The sequence below is a fragment of the Bradyrhizobium centrosematis genome, assembly GCF_045571495.1.
Taxonomy (GTDB): Bacteria; Pseudomonadota; Alphaproteobacteria; order Rhizobiales; family Xanthobacteraceae; genus Bradyrhizobium; species Bradyrhizobium centrosematis.
In genome coordinates, this window is the sequence record NZ_CP120703.1 from 4,538,671 (window position 1) to 4,553,929 (window position 15,259).

Genomic DNA, 15,259 nt, shown 5'->3' on the forward strand with positions numbered 1-15,259 from the left:
ACGCCACCGCGTAGAGTGGCGGTATTCGAGGATAGAAACCCGTAAGACCCCCGAGGAAGCGTTAGACTCCACGGCGCAAACATGGACAATGAGCCGACGCACGTAACGTGCGCAGTGCACACCAAGATGCGCCAGGGGAAACAAATGCCGGCTGCCGGTCCGTCGTCCGAACCCACCATTCCAACCGCTCCGCTCACCGCCGAAATGCGCGATTCACTGCGCGCGATCGTCGGTGGAAAGGGCCTCATCGAGGACGAGCACGGCAAGCAGCCGTTCGTGACGGATTGGCGCGGATTGCTGGTTGGGCGCGCCGGCGCCGTCGTTCGTCCTGGCAGCACCGAGGAGGTCGCGAAGGTGGTCAGGCTCTGCCATGAACATGGGGTCGCGATCGTACCGCAGGGTGGAAACACCGGCTTGATGGGCGGAGCCACGCCCTGGCCCGCCCATACGGGCATCGTGTTGTCGCTCGGCCGCATGAACCGCGTGCTGGAGGTCGATGCCACAGGCTACACCATGACGGTCGAGGCCGGCTGCGTGCTGCAAACGCTGCAGGAGACGGCGGCCAAGCATGACAGGTTCCTGCCTCTCAGCCTTGGCGCCCAGGGCTCGTGCATGATCGGCGGCAATCTGTCGACCAATGCCGGCGGCGTGCAGGTGCTCCGCTACGGCAATGCCCGCAATCTCGTCCTGGGCCTCGAAGTCGTGCTGCCGAACGGCGACGTCTGGGACGGCTTGCGTGCGCTCAAGAAGGACAACACCGGATACGATCTCAAGCACCTCTTCATGGGCGCCGAAGGAACGCTCGGCATCATCACCAAGGCCGTGCTCAAGTTATGGCCGGCCCCCAAGGATGTCTGCACGGCGTGGCTGGCGATCCGGGATCCCCGTGCGGCGCTGGAGATCCTCTCGGAAGCCCATAGCGCATCCGAGGATAATGTCGGCTCCTGCGAGCTGATGAGCCGCGCCGCCATCGACATGGTGCTTCGCCATGTTCCCGGCACGCAGGATCCGCTCAAGGCGGATACGCCCTGGTACCTGCTGCTCGAATGGTCGTCCTCGCGGGCGCGCCAGGATGGCGCCGAGGGCATCGCGGCGAAGATGGAGCAGTTTCTCAGCGATCAACTCGAGGCCGGACGCGTGCTCGACGCGGTGATCGCCCAGACTGGAAACCAGTCGCGCAACTTGTGGCACATCCGGGAGAGCGTCGCCGAGGCCTCGCGAGCCGAGGGGCCGGGGCTCAGCTACGACGTCTCGGTGGCGATCTCGAGGATTCCGGAGTTCATCGACCGGGGGCTCAAGGCCGTTCTCGACATTCTCCCGACCATCCGGCCCTATCCGCTCGGGCACATCGGCGACGGCAATCTGCATTTCTCGTTCATGGGGCCGCCCGGCATGGATCAGCAAACGCTGACGCAATACAAGGGCGCCATCACGCGGGCCGTGAACGATCTCATCACCTCCATGGACGGCTCGATCTCGGCGGAGCACGGGATCGGCATCGACAAGCTCGACGAGCTCAGCCATTACCGCTCCAAGACCGAGCTCGACATCATGCGAACCATCAAGCGCGCGCTCGATCCGCAAAACATCATGAACCCGGGCAAGGTGCTGCGGCTGTGAGCTAGAACTTCGCGCCGAAGCCTCCGGCGCCTCCCCGGCCGCCCGGACCACCCGGCCCCGGCGAATTGCCACCGCCAGGCGACGATGTGCCGCCCTTCAGCTCGGCGGCCGTAACCTTGCAGTCGGCGTTCCTGTCGTACTGGCCAATGAAGCGGCTCGGCTTGTCCACGAGCTCGGAGCGGCTGACCTTGCCGTCGCGGTTGTCGTCGAAATAGCCAAGCTCTGCCTGGGCGAAGGTCCGCTCGGCGCGACGGATAGCGGGGAATTCCGATGCGCCGAGAAAGCCATCCCGGTTCTGGTCGGCAAACCGGAACAGCTGCTCCATGTAGCGCTTCCATTCATCGCAGGTGTAGGTGCCGTCGCGGTCGTAGTCCCAGATCAGCGGCCCATCAGGCAACGGATCGACGCGCGGCGGCGTTGCGCCTTCCGCCGTCGGACCTCCTGGAGGCATTTGCGCGTGAACAGGAGAGATGAAAACGAGGGAGAATACGGCGACGACAAGACAGCTCGCGGCGCGGAGTACGGGAATCATAAGAGTGAACCAGAGATGGGAGCTTGCGTGCGGACTGAGCAACCAGCCGCCGGCGGCGACAGTGTGGCCTCCGCCCGTCCGGCAATCGACTGTTACAAATCGGGGAGAGCCCACATGGTCGACGTCACCTGGCGTCCTTGTTCAATTCGATCGCGACCTCCGACATCCACGAGCCCGGCGCTTCCATCAGGAAGGATTGATGGTTGCTTTTGGTCTGGATCGTCACCAGCGCAGCGACGGTGTTGCCCTCGATGCGCGCCTCGATCAGACCGTCCTTATTGGTGCCATAGACCTTGCCGCCCTGCCGGTACTCGCTCTCGAACCAGTTGCCTGACAGCTCCGTCCCGCTCTGCTCGATGTTGGCCGACAACACCATTTTGTACGCATCGCTGGCGCAGCGCAGGTCGAGCGTCAGGGATCGTCCGGGCCTCGTGACGTTGTACGCCACCTTGCAGCGGACTTTTTCACGCGGGCCGTCCGACGGCTTCATCGTGCCGGTGCCCGACCATGCGCCGGCCAGGCTGTCGAGCACGGCCTCCGCGTGCGACGGACTGACGACGACAAGTGCGAGGCAAATCGCGCCGGCGCAGGTTCGTGCGGCCATGGACTTCAAGAGCATCTGCCGATCCTGATTGGTCAAATCTGCGCGCGTCCTAGGCCCCGATGGCCGCAGGAAATTGACGAATATGTTTACAGATGTTGCGGAGATTGCCTGAACGTTGCCGGCCAGCGCGTCAGTCGGTGATGAAGCCGATATCGCCGCGGCGGCCGCCCGTCGGCCCGGTTCGGCCGTAGATTCGATTGATGTTGCCGATGAGAGCGGATTGCGGGTCGCTCGCGGCGACGAAGCCGTCGTCCGGCCGCGACAGCTGTCTGGGGCTCACGGCGCGGACCAGGTACGGCGTCACGAGAACGACGAGCTCGGTCTGATTGTTGACGAAATCCTGGCTCCGGAACAGCGCGCCCAGCAGCGGCACCTGCATGAGCCCGGGCAAACCGTTCACCGCCCGCTTGGTCTGGTCCTGAATCAGACCCGCGATGGCCATGGAGCCGCCGGAGGGAATCTCCAGCGTGCTCTCGGCCCGGCGCATCTTGATCGACGGCACGGTCAGCGAGTTGGTCGTGCTGTCGGTTACGGCCTGGGACAGAGTGATCGAATTCTCGTTCGACAGGTCCGACACTTCGGTCATCAAATGCAGGCTGATGCGGCCCTCCGCGAGCACGACCGGCGTGAAGCTCAGCGACATTCCGAACTTCTTGAAGCTGATCTGCGTGGTGCACACATGGGTGGTCGGATCGCAGGAATAACCCGCCGGAACCGGAAATTCGCCGCCGGAAATGAAGGTCGCCGCCTCTCCCGAGATCGCCGTCAGCGTCGGCTCCGCCAGGGTGCGCACCACCCCCGCATTCTCCATCGCCCTCAGCGTCGCGGTCGTTCCGCCCGCCGAAAGGGAGACATTGTTGCCGTCGACGAGATTCTTGCCATAGGCCGTGAACGGGTTCGCATTGGTCAGGCTGACCACCGAGGTGCCAGAGCTGAGACTCGTGCTGAGATCGACGCCGAGCTGCTTGACGATCTGGCGGGAGACCTCGGCGACCGTCACCTTCAGCATTACCTGGTCACGGCCCCGAACCGTGATCGAGTTGACGACCTTGTCGGCGCCGCCCGTGAGGCGCGCGGCGATGTCGTTGGCCTGCTGGGCCTCCACGGGTGTCGCCGCGGTACCGGTCAGGATGACGCCATCGCCGACGCCGTCGATCTGGATATTGGCGGCGGGAAGCGCCTGTTTCAACGCGGCGCGAACGCCGTTCAGGTCACGCTTGACGGCGATGTCATAGGCCCTGATCGACTGGCCGGCATCGTCGAAGAACACCACACTGGTCTGCCCGACCGACGCGCCGATGACGTAGGCGCGCTGCGCCGATCGCAGCACGACGTTGGCGATCTGGGGGTCCGCGACCAGCACGTCCTTCACATCGCGCCGAAGGTCGAGCACGAAGGATTTGCCGACGCCGAGCGCCACGAACTGGCCATCGGGCTGGCCGGTCGCATCGTGCGGTCTCGAGATACGGCGGTCGGCAGCCTCCGCGCCCGAAACTGATGGACAGGACACCGCAGCCAGAAGGATGAGCAATGGGAGCACGCGCCTGAATGCTCGCGGCAATGATCCGACTCTGCCATGCATGACGATCGCCCTCAACGTCCAGTGCCACGGAAGACGCTACGGGTCCCCGCGCAGACTGCGGGATCCAGGTGGCATCAACGCGGGTTTAACGTCACAGGTCGGCCGTTCGGTCGCCGTTACAAACAAGTGAAACAAAACAGAGAAGAGCGATACACGCGGGAAAAGAACGCCCGGCGCGCACTCTATCCGTAAGTCGCGCCACGGTGCTCCGGCCGCGACGGAGCCGGGCACCCTCAACCGTTTCTCAGCCGCGCGGGTTGACCACGGCATAGCCGCGCAGCGAGCGCGCGGGAATGCGCGTCGCGCGGCCGCCCGAATTGACATCATACGCAGGTCGCCAGCGCGAAGGATGCCGCTTCTACTGCACGATCGCAGCCGCGATCTTCTCCGCCGACATCAACACGGGAAAGTTGGTGTTGGCGCAGGGCACCACGGGGAAGATCGAGGCATCGACGACGCGCAGGCCCTGCACGCCCTTGACGCGCCCCTGATTGTCGACCACCGCCATGGGATCGTCGGCGCGGCCCATGCGGCATGAGCACGAGGCGTGCCAGACGCCGATCGTCGCCTTGCGCACGAAAGCTTCCAGCGCCTCGTCGTCGTTCATGACCTGATCGAAGGTGAAGCCTTCGACGACGAAATTGTCGATCATGTAATGACGCAGCGCCGCCGGGCCGTCCATCAGCGTCGCGGCGATCCTGGTCAAAATCCTGTTCCTGGTGTTGACCACGCCGATCTTGCGAACCTTGTCGGTGTAGGCGGCGGGGAACGGCTTGTCAGTCACCTTCCTCACGATGTCGCTCATCTGAATGGCCGCCATCTTGCGGAAGCCGCTCATCAGACGATCGAGGTCGCGCCGGTCGGACAACAGATTGAACTCGACGATCGGCTCCGCCGACGGATCGCGCGAGGCAAGCTTGACCTGTCCGGTCTCCGAATAGGTCTTGTTGACGAAGGTCAGCAGCGAGCCGATCTGCTCGCCGACCGCATGCCAGGCCGACTTCGAGAGCAGGACGACGAACATGTCGCCCTTCGGCACGCCGGGCAGCCCCGACGAGTAGCGCAGGCCCAACTGCATGTGGCGCCTGGTGTGCTCGTTCATGCGCGCGCCGCGGCGGACAAAGGATGACAGCGAGATCGAGGGATGATCCATCAGGCGCTGCCCGACGCCCGGCAATCCCATCAGAACAGGAATGCCCATATCCTTGAGGTGACCGACCGGGCCGATGCCGGCGCGCAACAGATGCGCCGGCGAATGGATCGCACCGCTCGAGAGGATGATCTCGCGCCCACGGAACTCCTGCTCGCGTCCGTCGGTGACAGCCTTGACGCCGACGCATTGCGTGCCTTCAAACAGCAGCTCGCGCACCTGCGTGTTGGTGGAGATGGCGAGGTTGGCCCGGTTGCGGGTGTCGCGGTCGAGATAGCCCATCGCGGCCGAGACGCGCTGCTCGGCCTGGTTGGAATGGGTCACCGGAAAGAAGCCGTCGACGAACTCGCCGTTCTGGTCCGGCAGGAATTGATAGCCGGCCTGCTGGAAGGCCTCGGCGAACGCCTGCGAGTGCTTGGTCCAGTGCTCGCGCGGAATGCGACGGACGGGGATCTTGCCGTCTTTGCCGTGATAGGGACCGTCGAAGTCGAGATCGCGCTCGACCTTCTTGAAGAACGGCAGCACGTCGTTCCAGGTCCACCCCTCTGCGCCGCGCGCGTCCCATTCGTCGTAGTCGGTCGGCGCGCCGCGATTGGCCATCTGGCCGTTGATCGACGAGCCGCCGCCGAGCACGCGCGCCTGCTCGTATTTGCGCAAAGGCGGACGCGATTCGTTCGGATTGTTGTGGCTGACGACCTGTGTCGTGACCTTGAGCTCGGTCCAGTGGAAGCGCGGATCGAAATAGGCGGTGCCCGGATAGCTGTCGCGAATTTCAGCGGGCTCGTTGCCGGGTGGTGTGTCCTGTCCGGCCTCGCACAGCAGGACCTTGTTGGCACTCTTGGCCGAGAGTCGGTGGGCCAGCACGGACCCCGCCGAGCCGCCGCCCACGATGATGAAGTCGTACACGATTGGCGCTTCCTCTTGTTCTTGTCCCGCGAAAGTAGCGCGTTCTTGTTTGGAGGTCACACCGCGGCTGCCCGGCAAGATGCCGCGCAGCCGCAGTGACGGCCGAACCTCAGGGCCTGATCGTCATGTTCTCCGGCGGACCCACCTTGCGCAACGGCTCGGCGAGACGAGCGAACTCGCACAGCAGAGAGCGCGTCTTGCGGGGATCGATGATCTCCTCGACCCAGAACTTCTCGGCCGATCGGAACGGCGAGCGCAGCTTGTTGAGGCGTTCCTGGATCTCCTCCAGCTTGGCCGCCTTGTCCTCGGCCGCGTCGATGTCGGCGCGATAGGCCGCCTCAATGCCGCCTTCGAGCGGCAGCGAGCCCCAATAGGCCGACGGCCAGGCGTAGCGGATCGAGAAGCGGTCGGCCGGCTGGTGCACGACGCCGGCAACACCGAAGGCGTTGCGCAGGATCACGGTGCACCACGGCACCGTTGTCTGATTCACCGCGGCCATGGCGCGCACGCCGTGGCGGATGGTGGCCGCCTTCTCGGCATCGAGACCGATCATGAAGCCGGGGCAGTCCATCAGGTAGACGATCGGCAGGTGGAAGGTCTCGGCGAAGTCGACCCAGCGCACCACCTTCTGGCAGGCATCGGCCGTCCAGGAGCCGCCATAGTGGAAGCTGTCGCTGGCGAGCACCATCACCGCCCTGCCCTCGAGCCGTGCCAGGCCGACGATAACAGGCTTGCCGTAATTCTTCCCGACCTCGAAGAACGAGCCCTTGTCGACGACGGACTCGATGATGGGGCGCACCTTGTAGACCTGCTTGCGGTTGCGCGGCACCGCGTTCATCAGCGCCTCGTCGCCGCGCTCCGGATTGTCGGTGCAGGGCAAGGTCGGCGGCAGCTCGTAGACCGACGACGGCAGATAGGACAGGAAACGCCGCGCGCAGGCGAACGCCTCTTCCTCGGTGTCGACGGCATGGTCGATCGCGCCGGCGCGGGTCTGGATGTCGGCGCCCCCGAGCTCCTCCTTCGAGAGATCCTGTCCCAGTGCCTTCACCACCGGCGGCCCCGCGACGAACATCGCGGACTTCCTGGTCATGATGGAATAGTGGCTGGCGGCAAGGCGCGCGGCACCCAGGCCCGCCACCGAGCCGAGGCCGAGTGCGACCACGGGCACGCGCGACAGGTTCTCCGTCGTGAAGCGATACCAGCGCGTGCCGCCGATGCCGCCCGGCAGGTTGGCCGCGCCCTTGGTCTCGATGGTCTTGACCGAGCCGCCGCCGCCGGAACCTTCGATAATGCGGACGATGGGCAGACGGAAGTCGTGCGCCATCTCCTCCGCCATCAGCGGCTTTGCCGAGATCGACGCATCCGCCGAGCCGCCGCGCACCGTGAAATCGTCACCGACGACCACGACGGTGCGACCGTCGACGCACGCGCGGCCGAACACGCAGTTGGCCGGCGTCAGCTTCTTCAGATCGCCGCTGGAATCGTACTCACCGATGCCGGCAACGGCACCGATCTCGTGAAAGCTGCCTTTGTCGATCAGCTTGTCGATACGCTCCCGAACAGTCAGTCGGCCCTGGTCATGCTGTCGCTTGACCTTGTCAACGCCGCCCATCTCCCGCGCGAAGGCTTCGCGCCGGGCGAGCTCGTCGAGTTCCGGCTTCCAGTTCATTCACTCCCTCCGAATTGATCGGCTTGTTATTGTTATGGACGGCCATCGCAACCGGTTTACGCGGGATGCGATTGTTGAAGACGTCGCCTTCCGCGCCCTCGACGAGGCTGCCGAGCGAGCGGCCGAGTTCGAGCATCAGCGGGGCGACTTCGGCATGCAGCCGCTCCTCGTCGTACATCGCGGACAGAAGGCCGATCGTGATGACCACGAAGGTCTGATATTGCGGCGACCAGATCGGCACCGCGAGCCCGTTGATGTGCGGGCTCCACAGGCCGCAGGCCACGACATAGCCGCGCTCGCGCAACATCTGCCTGTTAGCTTCGATGCGCGGCTTCAGGATCTTCGCAGCCTCGGGAGCTTCCCGCTCCATGTCCGCGATGAAGGCATCGCCGATCTCGGGCGCCAGCGCTGCGGTGTAGGCCGCGCCCGCGGCGGTCGAGGCCATCGAGATGCGGCTGCCGGTGCCCTCGTGCAGGCCGAGTGCCGTCGCCGAGCGTGCGAACAGGAGATAGACGAGATGGAAGCGATCCGGAACGACGAAGCCGACCGTTCCGGGCAATTGCTCGGCGACTTCCTGCAGCCGCTGCCGGATCATGCTGCGCAGCTGCGCGCCCTTCATCATCGTGGCGCTCATCGCCACCGCGCTCGGGCCGATGCGATACTTTTGATCACGCGGCAGATAGACCAACTGACCCATTCGCGTCAGGGTGTGCGTGAGCCGCGACACCGTCGAGCGCGGCAGGCCGCAGCGATTTGAGATCTCGAGATTACCGAGCCTGGCCTCGTGGCCATCGAAGCATCGCAACACGTCGAACGCGCGCGAGACCACCTGGATGACATCTCCCTCACCGGCATCACCAGCGAGCACGCCTTGCCTACTCAACCGCTCCGATCGTCGTCCCATGTTCCCTACCGTTTGTTCCGCTGTGCGGAATTAAATTCCACTTGCAGACGACGCTACCTCAGGCATTTTGCGGCGACAACAAAAAGGCGATGGCATGCCAGAAATTAAGATCGTCACGGAGGTCGCGGGGCGCATCTGCGCAACTCCCGTGCAAGTTGGAGGAACCGTCGCGGATGGCGATGACGTTGTGGTGGTCGAAGCGATGAAGATGGAGATACCGGTCCCTTCGCCGGCGAACGGCACGATCACCTCACTTCTCGTCAAGCTCGACGACGTCGTTGCCGAGGGGCAGGCGATCGCAATCGTTGCGAACTGACCGCATCATCCGTCCGTCTCCGCGACAATCTGTCAGGCGCATTCTTGCATGCGCGGTACGGCGTTGCCATCGCCTGATCGCGATGACATGATCGGTTTCAAACAAAACGTTGTTTCAAACAAAGAACGAAAATCTTCGCGACGAAGCGAGGATCATTGGAGGGAAACATGCTTCGTGGGCTGCTCATGCTCGCGCCTGCCGTGGCGAGTATTTCTTTTGCGTCTACACGCTACGCGTACGCCGAAGACATCAAGCTGCCGGCGACGTTGACGTTCACCGCCTACGACACCGGCACCGCGGGCTTCAACATCGCGGTCGGCGTCGGCAAGATGATGAAGGACAAGTACAGCACCGACGTGCGCGTGCTCCCCGCCGGCAACGACGTCGCACGTCTCGCGCCGCTGCGCGCCAAGCGCGCAGCTTCTGCGGCGATGGGATCCGGCACCTATTTCGCGCAGGAAGGCGTGTTCGAGTTCGGCTCCAAGGAATGGGGTCCGCAGCCGCTCCAGATCCTGCTCTCGACCGTCGACTGCAATTGCGGCTCGCTTGGCGTTGCCGCCGACACCGGCGTGAAGGAGCTGAAAGACCTGAAAGGCAAGCGCGTCGGCTTCGTGGTCGGCTCGCCGGCGCTGAACCAGAACTCGCTCGCGGTGCTCGCCTTCGCCGGGCTGACGCAGAAGGACGTCAAGGCGGTCGAGTTCGCCAGCTACGGTGCGATGTGGAAGGGCCTGATCAACAACGACGTCGATGCCGCCTTCGGTACCACCATCACCGGTCCCGCCAAGGAGGCCGAGACCTCGCCGCGCGGCCTCATCTGGCCGCCGCTGCCCGCCAAGGACAAGGAAGGCTGGGCAAGGATGCAGAAGGTCGGCTCATTCTTCTTCCCGCAGGTCGCCACCTGCGGCGCCGGCATCTCACCGGAGAAGCCGGTCGAGCTCGGCAACTACCCCTACCCGATCTTCGTCGCCTACGCCTCGCAGCCGGCCGATCAGGTCTACGCGATCACCAAGGCGATGATCGTCAATTACGACGCCTATAAGGACTCCGCCCCGGGCGCGGGGGGCCTTGCCGCCGACCGCCAGACCAAGAACTGGGTGGTGCCCGTGCATCCCGGCGCCGTGAAGGCGCTCAAGGAAGCCGGGCAGTGGAGCGATGCGCAGGAGGCGCACAACACCAAGCTGTTCAAACGACAAGAGGTGCTTGCCACGGCGTGGGCCGATTACGGCAAGTCCAATCCACCGTCGGACGATAAGGCCTTCCTCGACGGCTGGATGAAAGCGCGCGCTGCGGCGCTTGCGAAAGCCGACATGCCGAATGGGTTCGAGGAATAATCTTGGTGAGGGCATTTATCGTCGCAACGAGGGAGCTGCGCCCCCTCTCCCGCTTGCGGGAGAGGGTTGGGGAGAGGGTGGCTCCGCGGTGGGATTCCCTCAGAGGAGAAAGCCCTCACCCGGCGCTTCGCGCCGACCTCTCCCGCACGCGGGAGAGGTTTGAACGTCCTCGGCCCGACCGATTCAGTCAACGACCATTGCCTAGTTAGTTAGCCAGCCCACGCACGCGGGGTGCATCTGATGTCTTCTTCCACCTCCACTGCCCCGCAAGACGAGGCGAAACGGGTCGTGTTCGACGACCCGCATGGCGCGGCCGGCAATATGCAGGAGGCGGAGGTGACACGCGTGCGCGCGCTTCGCGGCGCCTGGCGCTGGACGCTGATCGTCGCGACCGCGGCGACGATCTTGCTCTGCATCAACCAGCAATTCTCGCTGCGCTTCTTCGTCGGCTACACTCAGCTCAATACGGAGTATTTTTATCTCCTGATCGCCTTGATGCTGCCGTTCACGTTCCTGATCTTTCCAGGCACGGAGCGCGCGTCGCTCGACCGCATTCCCTGGTATGACCTTGTCTTCTTCGTGGTGACGTTCGCAGCGGCATTGTTGCTGATGTCGAACGTGCGCAAGGCGGCGGAAGCCGGCTGGGAATTCGGTGGCGCGCCCAACAGCGTGATCGCCGCGGGCCTCGTGATGTGGGTGATGCTGATGGAGGCATTGCGCCGAACCGGCGGCTGGAGCCTGCTCTTCAGCGTGCTCCCCTTCACTGTCTATCCGCTGTTCGCGGAGGCCGGCTGGCTTGGACCGTTTCGCGGCACGCAATCGACGCTGGAACAGGCGACCGCCTATCACGTGCTCTCCGGCGAAAGCCTGCTCGGCATTCCGATCCAGGCCTTCGCCGACACCGTGATCGGCTTTCTCGTGTTCGGCACGGCGCTGATGATGACCGGCGCCGGAAAATTCTTCATCAACCTCGCCTTCGCGCTGTGCGGCACCTTCCGCGGCGGCGCGGCCAAGGTCTGCATCTTCGCCAGCGGCCTGCTCGGCATGATGTCGGGCTCGATCATCTCCAACGTGCTGACCGCCGGCACCATGACGATCCCTGTGATGAAGAAGAGCGGCTTCCGCGCCTCCTATGCCGGCGCGATCGAGGCCTGCGCCTCGACCGGGGCGGTGCTGGCGCCGCCCGTGATGGGCGCGACCGCCTTCGTGATCGCGCAGTTCCTCAATGTCAGCTATGCCGACGTCGCCGTCGCCGCGATCATTCCGGCCGTGCTCTACTACGTCGGCCTCTTCATGCAGGTCGACGCCTATGCCGCGCGCCACAAGCTGAAGGGGATTCCGCGCGCCGAGCTGCCGCGGATCATGGATACGATCAAGGATGGTTGGTACTACATCTTCGTGATCGCGCTTCTGATCGTGATGCTGCTCTACTTCAAGCGCGAGAGCCACGCGCCGTTCTATGCCACCGCGCTGCTGCTGGTGCTCAACCAGTTGTTCTCCAAGGACACGCGCTGGACGCTAGCGACGATCGGCAGGTTTCTCGAGGTCAATGGCCGGACCTTCGTCGAGCTCGTCGGCATCCTTGCCGGTTGCGGCCTCTTGATCGGCGCGTTCTCGATGACCGGCGTGGTCTCCAGCCTTGCCAACGATTTGCTGCATATTGCCGGCGACAATCCGTTCCTGCTGCTCGGCATGTGCGCCCTTACCAGCCTGATCCTCGGCCTCGGGCTGACGACGACAGCCTGCTACATCTTCCTCGCCATCCTGGTCGCGCCCGCGCTGGAAAAGCTCGGCCTCAACCGCATGGCCGTGCACATGTTCATCTTTTACTGGGGCATGCTGTCGTCGATCACCCCGCCGGTCGCGATCGCTTCGTTCGCCGCCGCAGGCATTGCCGGCTCGCCGGCGATGAAGACCGGTTGGGAATCGATGTGGGTCGGCAGCATCATCTATTTTCTGCCGTTCTTCTTCGTGCTCAATCCGGCGCTGGTGCTGCAAGGGCCGAGCCCGTATCTGGCCGGTCTCGGCCTGATGGGCCTCGCTGCGTTCGGCACGCTGTTCATCTGCGGCGGCATTCAGGGCTACCAGCCGTTCGTCGGCGATCTCCGCGGCACAGGCAGCCTGGAATGGCCGATCCGCGTGCTGCTGGTGATCGGCGGCTTCGTGGTGGCGACGCCCGGCGGCGGGATCATGCCGCTGTCACAGATGCAGGTCACGCTGCTCGGGCTCGCAATCCTGCTGCCCACGCTGCTGATCGCCCTCTTGCTGGTGAGGCGGCAGTCGCCCATGCCGAACGGGTTGCGCGTGCCCTGATTGCGTTGCACAAATGAGGCGATGAAACCGCTCTCGCCTCTTGCGTCCGCCTGGACCCGTTCGAAACCGCCCTTGCTGCGGTTTCTAGACAATTGCCTCAACGAATTCTCTGCCGAAACCTCGGGCAGCGTTGCCGATTACATTCCCGAGCTGAGCAAGGCCGACCCTGCCTCTTTCGGCATCAGCCTCGCAACCCTGGACGGCCATGTCTATGAAGTCGGCGACTCCAGGGTGCCCTTCACCATCCAGTCGATGTCGAAGCCGTTCGTGTTCGCGCTGGCGCTGGACCTGCTCGGCGCCGGCAGGGTCGAGAGCGCGATCGGCGTCGAGCCCTCGGGTGATCCCTTCAACTCGATCCGGCTGAATTCCGAGAACCATCCGTTCAATCCGATGGTCAACGCCGGCGCGATCGCTTGCACCGGGCTGATTTACGACAGCAAGGGCCCCGATGCCTTCGAGCAGATCCGCCGCGCACTCGGTCGTTTTGCCGGCCGCGAGCTCGATGTGGACGAGGCCGTCTACGCCTCCGAAAGCCAGACCGGCGACCGCAATCGCGCCATCGGCTATCTCCTGAAGACCAACGCGGTGATCTCGGACAACGTCGACGGCGTGCTCGACGTCTATTTCAGGCAATGCGCGGTTCTGGTGACGGCGCGCGACATCGCGGTGATGGCGGCAACGCTCGCCAATCGCGGCATCAACCCGGTCACGGGCGAGCAGGTGCTGAGCGCGTACGCGATCTCGCGCACCCTCTCGGTGATGACCTCGTCGGGCATGTACGACTATGCCGGTGAATGGATCTACCGCATCGGCATCCCCGCCAAGAGCGGCGTCGGGGGCGGCATCCTGGCCGCGCTCCCTGCCCGCCTCGGGCTCGGCAGCTATTCGCCCAAGCTCGACAAGCACGGCAACAGCGTGCGCGGCATCAAGGTCTGCGAGGCGCTGTCCTCGCATTACGATCTGCACATGCTCAACCGCAGCGGCGATGCCCGCAACGCCGTCATTGCCGACTACGACATCGGCAAGAGCCCGTCACGTCGCGTGCGCCGGCCGCAGGAGCGGGAGATTTTGGCGGCGCATGAGCAGGAGGTACGGATCATCGAGCTGGTCGGCACGCTGTCGCTCTCCGCCGTCGACTACGTCTCCCGGCGGCTCGCCGCGCGGCCCCGTCCGCAATTCGTGATCTTCGACCTCCACCGCGTCACCTCGACCACGCGCGCCGGGGCGCGGCTCGTGGCCGAAGCGTTCGAGGAGCTCGCCGCGCTCAATGTCACGGTGGTGCTGTCTGGCGTGAGACGCGCATCCAGGGAGTGGGATTCGCTCCGGGAATGGACGGCCGAGCTGAAGAATGTCCGCGACTTTTATTTGCTCGACACCGCGATCGAATGGGCCGAAGACCAGATCGTCTACCGCTACGGCGGCTCGATCGACTTCCACGAGACCACCGAGCTTGCCGAGCAGCCGTTGCTCGAGGGCCTCAATGAGGACGAGTTGACGGATCTCGCCTCGATCTGCACCATCCGCACCTATCAGTCCGGCGCGAAGATCCTCGCCACGGGTGATCCCGCCGATTCCCTGTTCTTCCTGCGCAGCGGCGCTGTGCACGTCACGCTCAGCGACGGCATCCGGCTGGCAACGCTGACCGCCGGCATGGCGTTCGGCGAGATGGCCCTGCTGGAGCCGACACGCTCGGCCGACGTCTTCGCCGACATGGCCGCGACGGCGTTCGAGGTCCCGCTGAGAGATTTCGAACGCTTCCGCCGACAGCATCCGCACGCCAGCGAGGGCATCATGCGCAACCTGGCCCAGCTCTTGGCCGATCGCCTGATCGTCGCCAACGCCAAGGTGGATATTTTGACGTCGACATAATGAACGCCGACGTTGCTCCACAGGAAGTCCTCATGCCCGGGCTTGTCCCGGGCATCCACGTTCTTTGTACCGCTTGGCAAGACGTGGATGGCCGGGACAAGCCCGGCCATGACGCCGGAATTCCAGCTCAAGCTTACATTAACGGCTCGCGGCTTCGCTGATGCGTCGCTTGATCTTGGCGGCACTGGCGTCGAGCAGCGCGGATGGCTGCTGGCCGGTGGCGGCGCACAGGCAGGCCCAGTAGTAGACGACATCGCCGAGCTCTTCGACGAGACCCGCCTTGTCGAGCCAATCGTCGCGCAAGAGCTTCTTGATGTGCTCGGCGACTTCGCCCGCCTCACCGGCAAGGCCGAGACCGAGATAGGACAGCCGCTCGTTGGTCGGATGCGCATCGACTTTGGCAATGGTTGCGGCCCAGGCCGCATATTCATCGATCGTCATCGGCATCCCCCGCGCTTGCGTC

At 64.5% G+C, this 15,259-nt stretch carries 12 protein-coding genes; 5 read left to right on the plus strand and 7 right to left on the minus strand.

Features of this window, described 5'->3' with window-relative positions; translation table 11 throughout:
* Positions 1-144: 144 nt before the first annotated feature.
* Positions 145-1,620 carry an FAD-binding oxidoreductase gene (locus P6U31_RS21915; protein WP_407183782.1) on the plus strand — a complete coding sequence of 492 codons (1,476 nt, stop codon included), beginning with the start codon at positions 145-147 and terminating at the stop codon, positions 1,618-1,620.
* 1 nt (position 1,621) lies between these two features.
* On the opposite strand, the gene P6U31_RS21920 is transcribed toward P6U31_RS21915, so the two are convergent.
* From P6U31_RS21920 to P6U31_RS21945, 6 genes are all read right to left on the minus strand, one after another.
* On the minus strand, positions 1,622-2,071 hold the full coding sequence (locus tag P6U31_RS21920; RefSeq protein ID WP_407183784.1) for a hypothetical protein: 450 nt from the start codon (positions 2,069-2,071) through the stop codon (positions 1,622-1,624).
* Positions 2,072-2,276: 205 nt separating this feature from the next.
* On the minus strand, positions 2,277-2,771 hold the full coding sequence (locus P6U31_RS21925) for a hypothetical protein (RefSeq protein ID WP_407183785.1): 495 nt from the start codon (positions 2,769-2,771) through the stop codon (positions 2,277-2,279).
* A 115-nt stretch (positions 2,772-2,886) separates the two neighbouring features.
* Positions 2,887-4,296, minus strand: a complete 1,410-nt coding sequence (locus P6U31_RS21930) for a type II and III secretion system protein family protein (protein ID WP_407183786.1) — start codon at positions 4,294-4,296, stop codon at positions 2,887-2,889.
* 400 nt (positions 4,297-4,696) lie between these two features.
* A complete protein-coding gene (locus P6U31_RS21935; RefSeq protein ID WP_407183788.1) occupies positions 4,697-6,394 on the minus strand; it encodes a GMC family oxidoreductase in 1,698 nt (565 codons plus the stop codon).
* Between the two features lie 109 nt (positions 6,395-6,503).
* Entirely contained in the window at positions 6,504-8,063 is a 1,560-nt protein-coding gene (locus P6U31_RS21940) for an acyl-CoA carboxylase subunit beta (RefSeq protein ID WP_407183789.1), read from the minus strand.
* Positions 7,993-8,967, minus strand: coding sequence for an IclR family transcriptional regulator (locus P6U31_RS21945; RefSeq protein WP_407183791.1), 975 nt, complete (start codon positions 8,965-8,967; stop codon positions 7,993-7,995). The genes P6U31_RS21940 and P6U31_RS21945 overlap by 71 nt, the downstream gene beginning before the upstream one ends.
* Before the next feature lie 94 nt (positions 8,968-9,061).
* Between P6U31_RS21945 and P6U31_RS21950 the strand changes: the two genes are divergently transcribed.
* From P6U31_RS21950 to glsA, 4 genes are all read left to right on the plus strand, one after another.
* On the plus strand, positions 9,062-9,283 hold the full coding sequence (locus tag P6U31_RS21950) for a biotin/lipoyl-containing protein (protein WP_063684430.1): 222 nt from the start codon (positions 9,062-9,064) through the stop codon (positions 9,281-9,283).
* A 167-nt stretch (positions 9,284-9,450) separates the two neighbouring features.
* Entirely contained in the window at positions 9,451-10,614 is a 1,164-nt protein-coding gene (locus P6U31_RS21955; RefSeq protein ID WP_407183793.1) for a TAXI family TRAP transporter solute-binding subunit, read from the plus strand.
* Positions 10,615-10,854: 240 nt separating this feature from the next.
* A complete protein-coding gene (locus P6U31_RS21960; RefSeq protein WP_407183794.1) occupies positions 10,855-12,927 on the plus strand; it encodes a TRAP transporter permease in 2,073 nt (690 codons plus the stop codon).
* A gap of 21 nt (positions 12,928-12,948) precedes the next feature.
* Entirely contained in the window at positions 12,949-14,796 is a 1,848-nt protein-coding gene (glsA, locus tag P6U31_RS21965) for a glutaminase A (RefSeq protein ID WP_407183796.1), read from the plus strand.
* Between the two features lie 138 nt (positions 14,797-14,934).
* Here glsA and P6U31_RS21970 read toward each other — a convergent pair whose 3' ends face one another.
* Positions 14,935-15,237 carry a nucleoside triphosphate pyrophosphohydrolase family protein gene (locus P6U31_RS21970; protein ID WP_407183797.1) on the minus strand — a complete coding sequence of 101 codons (303 nt, stop codon included), beginning with the start codon at positions 15,235-15,237 and terminating at the stop codon, positions 14,935-14,937.
* Positions 15,238-15,259: the final 22 nt, after the last annotated feature.